The sequence below is a fragment of the Yoonia sp. R2-816 genome (assembly GCF_046762905.1).
GTDB lineage: Bacteria > Pseudomonadota > Alphaproteobacteria > Rhodobacterales > Rhodobacteraceae > Yoonia.
The window spans coordinates 257083-273225 of sequence record NZ_JBKQXN010000311.1 but is presented as its reverse complement, the minus strand read 5'-3'; the positions used below and the strand labels follow the sequence as shown (position 1 = coordinate 273225).

The window sequence follows — 16143 nt, the reverse complement described above, 5'->3', positions numbered from 1 at the left end:
CCGATTTGGGTCAATCGGGCGCAGGCAGAATTCCGCACCATTTTTCGGTTGGGCGAAATCAAACGTTTCAAACCTCTGGAATCTGGCAAGTTCCCGCCTTACGTATGCGTCGTTGTTACGTCTGCGGTGCATATTCTTTGGCACCTCAACCAATAAGGAATACCAATATGGCGAAGGATAGTGCGCCAGACCTGACCGGCCAGCTCAGATTTGAGAGTGATAAGGGCGCCGGTGCTTCAAAATGGATCGCCATATTTCTGGGGCTGTCCCTGATCGGCTGGATGGGCAGCGGATATATCATCCCAACAGAAACAGCCGATGAGGTGACCGACGAACCAACCGTGCGCCCTGTGGCCGTCGCGGTGATCGACTCTGCCGCCCGGGACATTGAACTGGTGCTGACAGCCGAGGGGCAATCGACCCCGGACCGGTCAACAGGCATTCAAGCTAAGGCATCGGGGCAGATGACCTCTGTTCTGGTGGCGCGGGGTGATCTGGTCGCCGCCGGACAGGAACTGGGGCGCATTGATTCCCGGACGATCGAGGCACAATTGGCCCAGGCGCAAGCCCAGCTTGTGCAGGCGACCGAGGATTATGATCGTGCCGTCACCCTGCAGGGACGTGGCATTGCCACCGAAAACCAGGTGACGCAGACCCGCGCGGCCAAGGTCGCGGCAGAAGCCGCTGTGACAGCTGCGCAGGAACAGTTGGACAACACCATCATTCGCGCCCCCTTTGCCGGCCGCCTGAATGAGATGACGCTCGACGTCGGCGAATTCGTCAATGATGGCGATGTCGTCGCCGAAGTGCTGGACAACGACCCGCTGACGGTTGTGGTGCAGGTGCCGCAGCAAGCCCTTTCGCGGCTGGAAAAGGGGCAAGAGGCGCAGGTATCGTTCATCACCGGCGAGATCCGCACCGGAACCGTAGGTTTCATCGGCAGCAACGCCGACAGCCAGACCCGGACATTCCGGGTCGAAGTAACGGTGGATAACCCCGACAGCCAGATGCCAGCGGGTCTCAGCGCCCGGATTGTCATTCCGACCGGGCAGGCAAGGGGCCATTTCATCTCTCCCGCTATTTTGTCGCTCAGCCCGACCGGTGAGTTGGGTATCAAGACCGTATTGCCTGATGACACTGTCGCTTTCCGCCCGATCATGATTGTTCGGGCCCAGCCTGACGGGATCTGGGTGACCGGTCTGGAAGACGAGACGCGGATCATCACCGTCGGCCAAGGATTTGTGAATGCCGGGGATGTTGTCGATCCCCGCCCGGCCGCCCAACAAGCCGTCGCGGTGACCCAATGAAGGCCCTGATTGATGCCGCCTTCAGCCGCAGCAAGGTGGCCCAGCTTTTGCTGGTCTTCCTGTTGGCGGTCGGGGCGTTTTCCTATGTGGCGATCCCCAAGGAAAGTAACCCGGAAATCCCGATCCCGATCATCTATGTCTCAACCAGCCTTGACGGGATTTCGCCACAGGATTCCGAGGATGTGCTGGTCAGGCCGATGGAGACCGAGTTTGCGTCATTAACCGGGCTGAAATCCATGACCGGGCGCGCCAGTGAAGGCCACGCATCTGTTCAGCTTGAATTCGAACCCGGGTTCGACGCCGATGCGGCCCTCGACAAGGTGCGAGAGGCATCTGATCGCGCCGAAAACGATCTGCCTCAGGACGCACAACTGACCGTGACAGAGATCAACACGGCGCTGTTCCCGATCCTGAATGTCATCCTGTCTGGCCCGGTGCCCGAACGAACCCTTAACTCGCTCGCCGATGCACTCAAAGATGATATTGAGGCGGTTGGCGGTGTTTTGGAGGTCGAGATTGGCGGCCAGCGCACTGAGCTGATGGAGGTCCTGATCGACCCCACAGTGTTCGAAACTTACAATATCACCTTCGATGAAATTATCGGTTCGATCACCCGCAACAACCAACTGATCGCCGCCGGAGCCATCGAAAGCGAAGCGGGGCGTCTGGTGCTGAAGGTGCCGGGTCTGATCGAAAACCTGGAAGACGTGATGGAACTGCCGGTGCTGGTGCGCGGTCAGACGGTTGTCACATTCGCAGACGTGGCCACGATCCGGCGCACGTTTGAGGACCCGACCGGCTTTGCCCGGATCGACGGACAGCCAGCGCTAGCGCTTGAGGTCAAGAAACGTGTCGGGGCGAACATCATCGAAACCGTCGCCGAAGTGCGCGAGGTGATTGATCTTGCCCGCGTGGACTGGCCCGACAGCGTGCATGTTAGTTTCACGTTGGACGAAAGCGAACAGGTCAAAACGATGCTGTCCGACCTGGAGGCGAACGTGATCGCCGCCATCATTCTGGTGATGATCGTTGTGGTCTATGCCCTTGGCTTGCGGTCATCGCTGCTGGTCGGTCTGGCGATCCCCGGGGCATTCCTGACCGGCGTGGCCGGTCTATATTTCATGGGCTTCACGATGAATATCGTGGTTCTGTTCTCGCTCATCCTTGTGGTGGGGATGCTGGTTGACGGGGCCATTGTGACGGTCGAATTGGCCGACCGGTATCTGCATGACGGCCACGATGCGAAAGAGGCCTATGCTATGGCGGCCAAGCGCATGGCATGGCCGATCATCGCCTCGACGGCGACGACGCTTTGTGTGTTTTTCCCCCTGCTCTTCTGGGAAGGCGTGGTTGGCGAATTCATGAAATTCCTGCCGATCACCGTGATTATCACACTTGCCGCATCGCTGTTCATGGCACTGATCTTCATCCCCGTCATGGGCGGCCTGATCGGTAAACGCCAGCGCCAGTCAGCGAAATCCAAGGCCCAGCTTTACGCAGCCGAACGGGGCGACCCGCGCCGCATGACCGGTTTCATGGGTGGCTATATCCGGCTGCTCGAATGGTCGATCCTGCGACCCGGTACTACGCTAAGCTTTGCGGTGATCGCGCTTGTCGGGTCCTTTGTGGCCTATGGCAGCCTGGGAAACGGACTGACCTTTTTTCCGGATGTGGAACCTGAATATGCTCAGGTCGAAGTGCTGGCGAAAGACAATTTCTCGGTCTACGAGCAGGATGATCTTGTCCGACAGGTCGAGGCGAAACTGGCCGGATATTCCGAGATTGCCAGCATCTATGCACGCTCTGGCGGGTCTGCTGAAAGTGGCGACGCCATTGGTTTTCTGCAACTGGAACTGACCGAGTGGGATACCCGCAGGCCCGTCGCGCTGATCGCCGAGGATATCCGCGCCGATATGGCCGAAATTCCCGGTATTGATGTTCAGGTTCAGACTGATTCCGGCGGTCCCGGCGGTGGCAAACCCATCAATCTTGAGGTGCTGGCAAAGAATACGGAAGAACAGGCGGCCGCCGTCCAGACGATCATCGACACGATGGATCGGCTGGGCGGGTTCATAGACGTGATCGAAAGCCGCCCCTCCCCCGGCGTCGAATGGCAGATTACTGTTGACCGCTCGGAAGCCGCGCGCAGTGGGGCCGATGTGGCCCTGCTGGGACAGGCCGTGCAACTGCTGACCCGCGGGATCACAGTGGCCGATTATCGCCCCGATGACAGTGACAGCGAGGTTGATATCGTCGTGCGTTTCCCCGCGGTCGACCGGACATTGGCGGAACTGGAAAGCCTGCGCGTTCCGACCAATGCCGGGCTTGTGCCGATTTCGAACTTTGTGTCCTTTGAACCGGCCCCGCGCAGCGGTATCATCACCCGGATCGATCAGGCGCGGGTTGTGTCGATCTCGGCCGATGTGGCCCCGGATATGCTGCCCAACGACCAGATCCTCGCCTTGCAGTCGGCCATTGACGATCTGGACCTGCCGCCCAGCGTGCGGGTGAAATTCGGCGGCGAGGCCGAAGAACAGGCCGAAGCGATGACATTCCTGATCGGGGCCTTCGTGTCCGCAATCGGTCTGATGTTCCTGATCCTGCTGACACAGTTCAACAGCTTCTGGCAGGCCTTCGTTGTGATGTCGGCGATCATCTTTTCCATCGCGGGTGTGCTTTTGGGCCTGATGATCACAGGCCGCCCCTTTGGCGTTGTCATGGGCGGGATCGGGGTCATCGCCCTGGCCGGGATCGTGGTGAACAACAACATCGTGCTGATCGACACCTATAACAACCTCAAACATGCGGGCCTGTCCCCGCTAGAGGCCGCGTTGCGCACCGGCGCCCAACGTTTGCGTCCCGTCGTTCTGACGTCGGTCACAACCGCGCTCGGGCTGATGCCGATGGTGATCGGGCTGAATATCAACTTTTTCACGCGCGAAATCGTCTATGGCGCACCATCCACCCAATGGTGGACCGAACTGTCCAGCGCCATTGCAGGTGGTTTGGTCTTTGCCACGGTCCTGACCTTGCTGGTCACGCCTGCCATGCTGATGCTGGGCGAAAAACGGGCGAAACGCGCGGTCGGCAGTGGCGTCGCCGTGCCCGCCGAATAACCTCAGGCCCGCAGGCCCAGAATTTCGCGGGCCTGCGCGGGTGTGGCCACAGGCCGGTCGTAACGTGCACAAATCTCAGCCGCGCGGGTGACAAGGGCGGCATTGGACGGGGCCAGCGTATGCTTGTCCCAGCGCACATTGTCTTCCAGCCCGGTGCGGGTATGCCCGCCCGCCGCGATGGACCATTCATTGACCATGACCTGTCCGGCACCCACCCCTGCGGCACACCATTGCGCATCGGGGGCCAGCCGGTTCACGGTCTTGATGTAATAATCAAACACATCCTTATCGACCGGCATGGCGTTCTTCACACCCATCACGAACTGCACATAAAGCTGGCCGGGAATGCGCCCGTCCCGGTTCATCGCTACAGCCTGATGGATATGAGACAGATCGAACGCCTCGATCTCTGGCTTGACCTGATATTTGCGCATCTCGGACGCCAGCCAATCCACCAGATCAGGCGGGTTTTCATAAACGCGCGTCGGAAAATTGTTCGACCCCACCGACAGCGACGCCATATCCGGGCGCAAGGGCAGCATCCCGCCCCGTTCCTTGCCCGCACCCGACCGGCCCCCGGTCGACAACTGAACGATCATGCCCGGGCAATGTTTCTGCACACCTTCCATCAGTGCGGCGAATTTATCGGGGTCCGATGACGGGGTCTGGTCGTCGTTACGCACATGAGCATGGCAGATCGCAGCCCCGGCCTCGAACGCGGCATGGGTGGATTCCACCTGCTCTGATATCGTGACCGGTACCGCCGGATTATCCTCTTTCCGCGGGACTGATCCGGTGATGGCCACACATATGATACAAGGTTTGGTCATGGTCAGGTCTTCAAGGGTTCAGGGCGGTCTCAACCGCGCCGGACAGCTTTTGCACCAGTTCGTCGATCTGGGCGTCTTCGATGATGAATGGCGGGGCCAGCAGCACATGATCACCGGATTGCCCGTCGATTGTCCCGCTCATCGGATAACAGATCATGCCCGCGTCAAACGCCGCCTTCTTGATCCTGGCGGCAATCTTGCGCGACGGGTCGAACGGCGCCTTGGTCTCGCGGTCCGCAACCAGTTCGACCCCCTGAAACAGGCCCCTGCCCCGGATATCGCCCACATGGGGATGCTGGCCAAATGCGGCCTGCAACGCCGCCATCAGCTTCTCGCCTTGGGTCTTCACACGCGGGATCAGATCACGCTCCAGCATCGCGTTCACCACGGCCACACCCGCCGCCGCAGCCGTCGGATGACCCAGATAGGTATGCCCATGCTGGAAAAATCCGGTGCCGTCTTCGATCGTCTGGTAAATCTGGCGACTGCACAGCATCGCCCCGATCGGCTGATACCCCGCACCCAACCCTTTGGCGATACACAGGATATCGGGGGCAACCCCATCCTGTTCACAGGCAAACAACGTGCCCGTCCGGCCCATACCGCACATGACCTCATCCAGGATCAGCAGAATACCATATTGATCGCAAATCTCGCGGATGCGCTTGAAATATCCCGGCGCAGGGGTCAGCGCCCCGGCGGTCGCACCGACAACCGGCTCGGCCGCAAAGGCCATCACGTTCTCAGGTCCGACGCGCAGCAATTCTTCCTCCAGCAGGTTCGCCGCACGCAACCCGTACTCTTCCAGCGTCTCATCATCGCGCTTCAGCCGGTATTCATAGCACGGATCAATATGGCTCATGTCGATCAGCAGCGGACCGAACTGCGCGCGCCGCCAGGCATTGCCCCCTGCCGAAAGCGCGCCCATCGTATTGCCATGATAGCTTTGCTTGCGGGCGATCAGGCGGCCGCGCTGCGGCTCCCCCTTTTCGACAAAATACTGCCGGGCCAGTTTCAGCGCTGCTTCCATCGCCTCTGATCCGCCCGACACCAGATAAACCCGGTCCAGATCACCCGGCGCATGGGCGATCAGCAGATCGGCCAGCGTTTCGGCAGGTTCCGACGTGAAAAACCCGGTATGGGCATAGGCCAGATTGTCCAACTGCGCCTTGACCGCATCAATGACCGTGCGGTCACCATGGCCAAGGCATGACACAGCCGCACCACCGGACGCATCCAGATACTGCTTGCCGCTTGCATCATACAGATAACAGCCTTCGCCGCGCATGGCGACTGGCGGCAACTGCTTGGTATGTCTTGGAAAAATATGCGACATCCGTACCTCCTCAGGCGGCACCGGGGATCTGCACCCGGCGCCCGCCTTCCTGAAAATCATCCAACCCCAGCGCCCAGACCGTGCCTGGCCAACGCACCTCCATCTGCCGCAGGCGCGGGCGATAGACCGCCGTATAAAGCGTGCCGAACCCCGCATCGAACGCCGTCGAATAAAGCGGCGGACGCAGGAAAGCACCGATAAACTTTTCCTCGGGATCGCGGTGCAGGGTCAGGCGCTGCAACAGGAACCGTTCGCGTTCGACCGTGGCGGTAAACCGGGCATGGCTGATCCATTCCACGTTTTCCTGATGGTTGGTCGCCACGGCGGCATGGGTGATGACGGCAGGCCGGTCGGGGGCCATCATCGCGGTCAGATACTTGCGCTTGGCGTCCAGCACGGTGACGTTATAGCTCATATGCGTGGGCACCCGCGCCAGCACCTCGCCCGCCTCTTCAGTCGTCTCGCAGGTCTGCAGCACATAGCGGATAATCAGCGGCACGCCGAAACCATCGCCAACCACACGCCTGCCGCCAAAGGTCAGCGATATCGCGAGCCCCGCATCGTTCATGCCATCGACCAGCCCCCACAGCCCGTCAGACGTGCCCATCACACGCCTGCCCTGCCATTTCGTGCGCAGGATCAGGCTGTCGAATGCGTTCGGATTATAGTCATAATTGCGGACCAGCACCGGCTCTTCCCCCGGCCAGATCGCCTGACTGCAGCCTGACAGATAAGGCGGCGGGCAATAAAAGCTCAGAAACCGCGCCGCCTGATCACCGCCACCCGCCAGATCACACAGCTCTTCATACAGCGGTATGATCTCTGGCATATGCTCGGTCAGCGCGCGTCTGCTTTCCAGATAGCTCGCGCGCGCCGCGTCGCCCTCTTTCAGCCACCAGCGTTTGTAATCCGGCCAGTATTCGGCGAAAAGCCCGGCCCATTTCGGGCCGGGCAAATCTTCGCTGAGGGCGCGCCAAAGCATAGATCTTCCTTACATGATCTTGAACGCAGGATCAGCCAGGGCCGGGCCCGCATTGGCCACCGGCAGCGGCTTGCCCGACACCGATTGTTTGATGCCGTGGATCCACTTTTTCGCCCGCTCATTCAACTGGAAACTCTTGGTCATCGACCGGCCACGGGTCACCAGAATACCGATATCGGCGCCTTCATACCGGTAATCACCCGGCTGCAGGATCCGCAGGAAAAACGCCTCGTTCTCGCTTTCTACAGCGCGGCGGTGATAATCGAACCGGTCAAAGACCACGCGCCCGTCCTCCAGCATCTTGTAGATACCGGTTTCCGGCGCTTCGGTGCAGATATCCACGCTGTCTTCGGTATGCTTGATCACCATCTGGGACCAGCTGTCGATCATGTCAGGGTCGGCCCAGCGGCTATTCAACTCATCCACATCCAAATCGAATTTCTTTTTCGAGAATTCCAGCAGATGGAACAGGAACAGCGGGGCATCGGCATGGGCAAAGGCCGCGTGATTGGTCATCGACGACGCACCGGTAATGCGCGGGTTCAATTCACCCAGCCACAGATCGCCGGTCTTCTTGTCGATCAGGAAATCCAGCTCGAAATACCCGCGATACCCTTCCTTACGTAACTGCTCCCCGAACTTGAACGTCAGATCGCGGGCCTTTTCACGGACCTTTGGGGGGAATGCGGTCGACAGGATTTCATTACCGCACCAGCCGCCGCGATAGGGGGTCAGTTCCTTGAACCCCACCAGTTCGGTCATCAGCGGACCAACGATGGTGCCTTCCTTGGTGGCACAGGCCTCAATCGCGGAACCGCGGCAATCGATCCGCTTCATGATCTTGATCTCGCCTTCGCCGACGATCTCGTGCTCATGACGCCGGAAATCGGCCTCTGACTTGATAAAGAACGTGGTGTGGCCGCTGTCGCCAAAGGCGGATTGCAGCACAAGGTCATTGCCCAGCTTGGCCTCTTTGCAGATCTCCTGCAGATGGGCGTAGTCCTTGACCTCTGACAGCGTGTTGGGGACAGAGGGCACACCGGCCTTGTTCCCGATCCGCACCGTTTCGATCTTGTTGTCCATCGACGTGCGCAGCTTGGCCTTGGGGAACCAGACATCGGCGCCCAATTCCTTTGACAGCCGCTCGGTCTCCTCATCGAACATCAGGAACACGAATTTCGGCTTGCCGCCGCGACGCTTGATGAAATCAATCACCTCTTTGTGCTGCAGCAGATAGTTGTTGATATCCTCGATCGACTGGAACTCTGCATGCGGCTGTTCGGACGGGCAGAACACGTTTGGATGCTTGCCGCCATAACAGTCGATATAGCAGATATATTTGAAGTTCTTGACCCATTCATCGAGGCCCAGAAGGTTGAAATTCGTCGCCGAAATGAAATAGATCGGATCCTCATTGCGGTGAAAGAACCGCCGGATTTCTGAGATGTTCTTGAGCATGGTTGCCATGGTCTTGTCCTTTTCTTACTCGGCGGCTGTTTGGATAGCTTTGGGTTTTGGCAAGGCGGCCAGCGCTTCGGCCGTGAAGACGCGCAACCCCAGATCGGCGCGGTACCCGTGGATCTCGTTGACATCGAGCGCGCGCATGAATGACAGGATTTCCTGGCTGATCACCTGACCTGGCACGAGAATGGGAAAGCCCGGTGGATACGGGATGATGAAGCTGGCCGATACGACCTCCTGCCCGGCATCCATCGCGTCTTTCAGCGATCCATTCAGTTCCAGATAATCGCAGTTCGCCTCATCATAACTCAGATAATATGCGGTGCGAATGTCTCCTTCCGGTGTGAGGTCATCAGGACGGAACGCATCATGGAACCGGCTGAAATCGGGCAGTGGCGGATAATTCTCCGTCAGGTTCTTCACCCGGCGATCAAATGACAGACGCTCCATCTTGGATGCATCATCAAGCAGGTCATCCAGTTCATTGGCAATTTCGACCAGCACCTCGATCAGATAGGCAACAGATGACCGTGTGGTCCCGATATTGGTCATGAACAGAACAGTATTGCGGGATGTCTTGTTGATCTGGATGCCGTATTTATCCATCAACACGTCATTCTTGAAGGTATCGCCGTCCCAACCTGTCCCGCCAACGGCAAGGGTCACACGGGTGGCATCCAGCACGAAATCGTCCTGTTCCCAGCAATCCCACATGTCGGTCCAGCCCTGATCGACGTCGAAATAGCTTTTGACGCCGCTTTGCCGGTATGCCTCGGGGATCATGTCGCCGGCGGTCAGCACGCGGAAATACTTCTGCAGCAACGGATGGCTGGTGATCGCCTTGCGCATCGCCATCGCCGCCTCGATCTGGCGCTGGACAAATTCGAACCCTTCCAGTTCGACCTGTCGTCGGCCCACATCCAGCGATGCGATGATCTGATAATTGGGCGAGGTCGAGGTGTGCGTCATATACGCCTCGTGAAACGACTGTTCGACTTCACCTTTGAAGTCCTGATCGTTCACATGGATCATCGAGCCCTGGCGCAACGAGGTCAACGTCTTGTGGGTCGATTGGGTCGCATAGACCCTGATCCGCGCATCCGGGGGTGCGATCAGGCGAGTGCCGATCAGTTCCTCATCGGACGCATCATCCAGATCGGCCTTCTGTTCATCATAGGCGCGCTGATGCGCCTCGGTCCGCAGCCGCTTGCGCAGGTTGTTTGCGGTGCGCATCGCTGTGCGCTGGCGATAGGTCGGGCTGAACCGGGCAAAGGCGAACCACGCCTCGTCCCAAAGGAAAATCAGGTCTTTCTTGATCGCCAGGCATTCTTCCATCACCCGTTCAACGTTGTAAACCAACCCGTCAAACGTGCAGTTCGTCAGAAGCAGCATCCGCACGCGGTCCAGCTTGCCAGCCGCCTTCAACGCTAGTAGCTGATGTTTTATTTCCTTCAGCGGCACTGCGCCATACATCGAATATTCATTCAGCGGATAGCTATCGAGATACACAACCTCGGCCCCGGCCAGAACCATGCCGTAATGGTGTGATTTGTGGCAATCGCGGTCCACCAGCACGATATCTCCGGGCCGGACCAGCGCCTGCACAACAATTTTGTTGCAGGTCGATGTACCGTTGGTTGCAAAGAAGGTCTGTTTGGATCCGAACGCCCGACTGGCCAGTTCCTGCGCCTCCTTGATCGGCCCGTGCGGTTCCAGCAGACTATCCAGTCCACCGGACGTTGCCGACGTTTCCGCCAGAAAGATATTCGGCCCGTAAAAGGCGCCCATATCCTGAATCCAGTGTGACCGGGTGATCGACTTGCCCCGGCTGATCGGCATCGCATGAAAAACACCGGTTGGCTGTTTCGAATAATTGACCAATGCGGTGAAGAACGGCGTCTTATGGCGCGCGGCCACGCCGCGCAGGATATTCAGGTGCAACTCCATAAAGTCTTCCTGATTGTAGAAAACGCGCCGGCAAATCCCCAGATCAAGCCCCGCGATATCCTCTACCGACCGTTCCGTCACCAGATAAGCATCCAACTCGGGGCGCACACGCGCGATCAGACGACAGAGCTCGGGTCCGTAATCCTCTGGCAGCATCGCCTCGATTGCTTCGGAGTCGCTGGCGTTACTGACATATTTGCTCAGAATTTCGTTCGCGTTTTTCGATTTCAGAACCAGCCCGGGGCGAACCACAATGGCCTGAATATTATGGTTGAACAAAACCGCGATCAAAGCATCTTCAAGGCTGGGCACAACCACAGCCTCGTAATTGTATGGATCCTCCGGGCGGCGCATCCGCGACACGTTGCCTTTCAGCCAGCGTTCCTGATGGTCGTTCACGTTGTCGACGATCAACACCTCAAAATAAGGGCGTGTCATTGCGCGCGCTTCCGGCGACAGCATCGCCTCATCGTTATGTTCTTCGTCATCGGTGCTGTCACGGTCCAGCGGGATGGTCCGCCTGCGATAGGCCCCCGTTGTCAGGGCGCGGGTCACACGGTTGGTGGTAAAAGACAGATCCTCGAAATTGCCATGTTCGAACTGGCGGCGCATGTGGTCAAAGGCCGCCATACCCGGAAAGGCCCAATAGGGTTCGATCAGCGCAAGCGATTCAAAAAGGTCTGCGATCCGTATCTTTAGCGCCGCCGCCTTCTTGCCGTTCGGCTCACGACAGATGGATGTCGTCGCCTCGCGCAACGCGCTCCATCTGTCTGCCCGCAATTGTGTCGCGGAATAGTATTCGCTGACGGAATCCATCGGTCGTTCTCCCATTTGGGGCGACGACGCTTGGATGGATACGCGGCCTGGCAAGCCGCGTGTCAGCCTGCGTCAGCCACCTGATGTCTTGCCCACAAAGGGCGAAATTCCATAGCCCAGCTTCGGCTGGCGGTCCTGTGCCTCAGCTTCTGCATCCGCTGGTACATCGACATGCAGCCCGGCCCGCGACCCCTGCTGCGGTATCTCAAGCGGCCCGAGTGTCTGTAGATAGGCATCAGTGCCACTGCTGCGATCATAAACCGAAAAATCGGCAGAGCGGTCGCGGAAGCTTTTCAGGACCTGACCCAGGCCCTTCATTCCCGTTTCGCGCTGACGGCGGACCATGGACAGATCAACCTCGATCGGGAACATGTCCTCTTGCCCGGCTGACTGGTGCAGCACCAGCGATGTCGGATCAACCACAAGCGATTTGCCCACGCCACCGGCCCCTAGCCCATTCACATCAATCACATAGCACTGGAACTGCGCCGCAGTCGCACGTGCTATGGCCAACTCGGCATCACGGTCGGTGGTTCCCGTCAGAACCGGATGCAACAGCACCTCGACCCCCTGGCTGGTCAATTGGCGGGTCGTTTCGGGGAACCACATGTCATAACAGATCGACAGACCAAACCGGCCTACATCCGGCACGTCGAAGACGCAGAATTCGGTGCCCGCGGCGATGCCAGCCTCATAAGGCAGGAATGGGAACATCTTGGCATAACGGCGAACGACATTGCCATCAGGGTCGATCACGAGTGACGTGTTGTAAACACGACCATCTTCGGGATGTGTCAGAAACATCGACCCGGGGATCAGCCAGATCTTATGCCGCCTTGCTGCATCGCAAAACCGGTCAATCACTTCGTTCTCGGGTGGCAGCTTGTATTTTTCCAGCGGGCCAAACGGGGCAAGTTCGCTGAACAGCACCATCTGTGTCCATGGAAACCGCATCATCAGCACGTCAAGCCGATGCAGCATGCCATCGACATTGGGTTGCAGGGCGTTGACGTACATCTGCACGCCAGCAATCGCGAAAGGGGTCATGTCTCAAATTCTCCGTGAAGGCGAAGACGGGCCACACTGGCCATCAGAATCTTCGCGTCACGCACCCTTTACGCCCTTACCACCAAAACGGAAACAGGTGACCTGCGGACAACGCGGTCCGCATTCGATCCGACAAGGAATTCACGGACCCGATCCGGTTTATGCGAGGCCATGACTACAAGGTCGCATTCAACCTCACCGATGGTTTTCAGGATCTTCTTGTGAATCTTGCCAAAGGCCAGATGCTGTTTGACCTGCACGTCCTCTGGTATCTCCTTTTCCACCAGATCATTCAGTGCCTTGTTGGCGGCAGCCACGGCCTTTTCCTCAAAATCGTCGGGAAAGAACCCTTCGACCAAGGGCGTGCCCATATCAGGCACCACGGACATGATATGCAGCGTTCCGCTTGATGCGCGCACAAGCTCCACCGCCTGCGGCAGCGCCTTTTTCCAGGATGCAGGGTGGTTCAGATCGACGGTCAGCAAAACAGTATTGAACATGGTCCGTCCTTTCTATGCCGCAGCAGGTTTGCGGGCCGCGTTGGCACTGCGCCCGCGTTGCAGAAACACGATAAGTGCCAGCACCAACAGTGCGGGCAGGAACATCAGGTACTTGGTGGGCTGATCCACCGGGCGCAGCACACGTAGCACCTCTTGATCCCAATCCAGCCCGGCATCGGCTGCGGCACTGCCAAAGCTCACATCGTCGATGAACAGCGTCTCACCTTCGTTGCGGAAAAGAAGGCCTGCGTTTTCCAGCCGTTCGTCACCTGTCGCCCCCTCTTCAATCGGCAGGATCGCCACAAATTCGATGGGATCGCCCAGGTCGTTCATCCCCGCAACCCGCAGCCTGAGGTCTTCACCAACAGGCGTGGCCAAGGCCGCATCGGCGATTTCAACCGGATCAACCTCGTTATAAGGGGGATAGATCATGTCCATCCAGAACCCGGGTCGGAACAGGGTGAAGGCGATCAAAAGCAAGGCAATGGTTTCGTAGAACCGGTTTTTGGCCATGAACCAGCCTTGCGTCGCCGCCGCAAACAGCAGCATCGCTATGGTCGCGACAATGAACACGAATATACCCTGCGCCCACCCAACGCCGATCAACAACAATTCGGTATTGAAGATAAACAGGAACGGCAGGGCCGCCGTGCGCAAGCTATAGAAAAAGGCAACAACACCGGTCTTGATCGGATCGCCCCCCGAAACAGCAGCGGCCGCAAAACTGGCAAGCCCCACCGGCGGCGTCACATCGGCCATGATCCCGAAATAAAACACGAAGAGGTGGACCGCGATCAGTGGCACGATCAGCCCGTTCTGCTGGCCAAGGGTTACAATCACCGGGGCCAGCAGCGCCGACACCACGATATAGTTCGCCGTAGTCGGCAAGCCCATCCCAAGGATCAGCGACAGGATCGCCGTCAGGAACAGGATCGCCAGAATGTTGCCGCCCGACAGCACCTCAACCACGTCAGCCAAGGCGGACCCCACGCCAGTCTGGCTGACCGCGCCAACAATAATACCTGCAGTTGCGGTCGCAATGCCGATCCCGATCATGTTGCGCGCACCGGTTTCCAGCCCGTCGATAAGGTCTTTCAGGCCCTGCACAACAGCACCGCCGAACGCCGTATCACCCCGCATCAGCGCCATCAGTGGGCGTTGGGTGACAAGGATGAACACCATATAGGCCGTTGCCCAGAAAGCCGACAGACCGGGCGAAAGGCGATCCACCATCAGCGCCCAGACCAGCACGACAACCGGCAAGATGAAGTGAAGGCCTGACCGGACAGTCGGTCCGGGCAACGGCAGCGTCGTGACCGGGGCATTCGGATCGTCAAGTTCCAGCGGCTCTTCCTTCGATGCCACGAACAACAGCCCGATATAAACGAGCGTCAGGAAAGCAAAGATGATGTAACCTGCCGTCTCGGGGAAGGCCGGGCGAATCCAGCCCATGCCGTAATAGACGACAAAGGAAATCGCGCAGATCGCGGCGATAGTGAACGCGATGCCGATCAGGCGGCGCACAATCGGCTTGGGCTCATAGGCGCGCGGCAGGCCTTCCATACCGGCCTTCAGCGCTTCCAGATGCACGATATAGACCAGCGCGATGTAGGAAATCACCGCAGGCAAAAAGGCGTGTTTGACCACGTCGAAATAGGGAATGCCCACATATTCGACCATCAAGAAGGCCGCAGCCCCCATCACGGGCGGCATGATCTGTCCGTTGACGGAACTTGCCACCTCAACCGCGCCAGCCTTTTCGGAGTTAAAGCCGACCTTTTTCATGAGCGGGATCGTAAACGTGCCGGTTGTCACCACGTTGGCGATGGAAGATCCCGAAATCAGCCCGGTCATTGCGGACGAGACCACAGCCGCCTTGGCCGGACCACCCTTGAGGTGACCCATCAGGCTGAACGCCACCTGAATGAAATAATTGCCAGCCCCGGCGCGGTCCAGCAGTGAGCCGAACAAGACGAACAGGAACACGAAAGAGGTCGAAACACCCAAGGCGATGCCAAACACACCTTCGGTGGTAATCCACTGGTGGTTCACGATCTCGGACAGGCTGTTGCCCTTATGGGCGATAATGCTGGGCATATATGGCCCCAGCACCGTGTAGATCAGGAATACGGATGCGACGATCATCAAGGCCGGCCCAAGCGCACGGCGTGTCGCCTCAAGCAGCAGCATCAGGCCGATCACCGCGACCACGAAATCCTGCATGATGGGCGCGCCGACACGACCCGATATTTCGCGATAGTAAACAAAGAGATAAAGGGCAGCCAACGCCCCCACAACCGCCAACGCCCATTCCCAGATGGGAACGCGATCTTTGGGAGACCCCAGAACGATGGTGGCCACAACGGCCAAGGCAACAATCGGAATCCACCAGATCGCTGTTTGTTCCTTGGCCCCAGTCATGAACAGGAACGCGAGAATCAACGGGACGGCAACGCCCAGTCCCAACTGAAATTTTGTGCGGGCGGCAGGAAAGGCCGCAAAAGCAAGAAACAGCGCGAAAGCCAGATGGATGGATCGGCTTTCAGTATCATTGAAAACGCCAAAACCAACCATGAACGGGATGGGCGAGGCAATCCAAAGTTGGAACAACGACCAAGCCAGCGCGGTGCATGTCAGAAAAATCCCGACCGCGCCCGCTGCGCCACGTCCGCCAGTGTCAGAGGACGCAACCAGCGCATCCAGCTCTTCTTGGCTTAATCCGCCGCGCCCGTCTGCAGCATTTTCGACCGCAGCGGCCTGCTGTTGGTTTGGATTGTCAGACATGTCATCCCCCTGCGGCC

Annotated in this window: 10 protein-coding genes; 2 read left to right on the top strand and 8 right to left on the bottom strand. The window is 58.6% G+C overall.

Annotation, left to right across the window (positions count from 1 at the left end; genetic code table 11):
• The first annotated feature begins 167 nt into the window (after positions 1 to 167).
• The gene (locus ACFWW2_RS19120) at positions 168 to 1307 is read left to right on the top strand and encodes an efflux RND transporter periplasmic adaptor subunit (RefSeq protein WP_393930728.1); all 1140 of its coding nucleotides are present in this window, start codon (positions 168 to 170) and stop codon (positions 1305 to 1307) included.
• Positions 1304 to 4423 carry an efflux RND transporter permease subunit gene (locus ACFWW2_RS19115; protein WP_393930726.1) on the top strand — a complete coding sequence of 1040 codons (3120 nt, stop codon included), beginning with the start codon at positions 1304 to 1306 and terminating at the stop codon, positions 4421 to 4423. The genes ACFWW2_RS19120 and ACFWW2_RS19115 overlap by 4 nt, the downstream gene beginning before the upstream one ends.
• A 2-nt stretch (positions 4424 to 4425) precedes the next feature.
• Here ACFWW2_RS19115 and ACFWW2_RS19110 read toward each other — a convergent pair whose 3' ends face one another.
• The 8 genes from ACFWW2_RS19110 to ACFWW2_RS19075 form a co-directional block, all read right to left on the bottom strand.
• On the bottom strand, positions 4426 to 5253 hold the full coding sequence (locus ACFWW2_RS19110; RefSeq protein ID WP_393930724.1) for a 3-keto-5-aminohexanoate cleavage protein: 828 nt from the start codon (positions 5251 to 5253) through the stop codon (positions 4426 to 4428).
• A gap of 10 nt (positions 5254 to 5263) precedes the next feature.
• Entirely contained in the window at positions 5264 to 6589 is a 1326-nt protein-coding gene (locus ACFWW2_RS19105) for an aspartate aminotransferase family protein (protein ID WP_393930722.1), read from the bottom strand.
• A gap of 10 nt (positions 6590 to 6599) precedes the next feature.
• The gene (locus ACFWW2_RS19100) at positions 6600 to 7571 is read right to left on the bottom strand and encodes a C45 family autoproteolytic acyltransferase/hydolase (protein WP_393930720.1); all 972 of its coding nucleotides are present in this window, start codon (positions 7569 to 7571) and stop codon (positions 6600 to 6602) included.
• A 9-nt stretch (positions 7572 to 7580) separates the two neighbouring features.
• A complete protein-coding gene (locus ACFWW2_RS19095; protein ID WP_393930718.1) occupies positions 7581 to 9038 on the bottom strand; it encodes a biotin carboxylase in 1458 nt (485 codons plus the stop codon).
• A 15-nt stretch (positions 9039 to 9053) separates the two neighbouring features.
• Entirely contained in the window at positions 9054 to 11795 is a 2742-nt protein-coding gene (locus ACFWW2_RS19090; protein WP_393930716.1) for an aminotransferase class I/II-fold pyridoxal phosphate-dependent enzyme, read from the bottom strand.
• A 72-nt stretch (positions 11796 to 11867) separates the two neighbouring features.
• Entirely contained in the window at positions 11868 to 12842 is a 975-nt protein-coding gene (locus tag ACFWW2_RS19085) for a carbon-nitrogen hydrolase family protein (RefSeq protein ID WP_393930714.1), read from the bottom strand.
• A gap of 68 nt (positions 12843 to 12910) precedes the next feature.
• Positions 12911 to 13342, bottom strand: a complete 432-nt coding sequence (locus ACFWW2_RS19080) for a universal stress protein (RefSeq protein ID WP_393930712.1) — start codon at positions 13340 to 13342, stop codon at positions 12911 to 12913.
• A 12-nt stretch (positions 13343 to 13354) separates the two neighbouring features.
• Positions 13355 to 16126, bottom strand: coding sequence for a TRAP transporter permease (locus tag ACFWW2_RS19075; RefSeq protein WP_393930710.1), 2772 nt, complete (start codon positions 16124 to 16126; stop codon positions 13355 to 13357).
• Between the last annotated feature and the right edge of the window lie 17 nt (positions 16127 to 16143).